At 43.4% G+C, this 219-nt stretch carries 1 pseudogene; it reads left to right on the top strand.

The annotated features are described in order from the left end of the window. A pseudogene (locus ACTRWF_RS19770) lies at window positions 1–219 on the top strand (flagellin FliC); the annotation flags it as partial.

Here is a 219-nt window from a genome sequence, read left to right as displayed (position 1 = left end):
GTTTCGCGAATTGCTAGTTATACTGAGTTCGCTGGTTTAAGTATTTTAAAAGGCAATTTCTCAGCACAATTTCTTGTAGGTGCTAACCAAGGTCAAACGGTCACCGTTGAAATTGGTGATACTGCGAATTCATTTGGCGCTGCGGGATTAGGTGTTACTGGCACTGTTGATACCGATGGCAATGCAGATACATTGCTAGGTCAAGTAGATGATGCGCTG

It is taken from the genome of Alteromonas sp. G5_S2_22_S1 (assembly GCF_054968525.1).
Note: the sequence above shows the minus strand (reverse complement) of the source record. Positions and strands in the feature narration are given on the sequence as shown.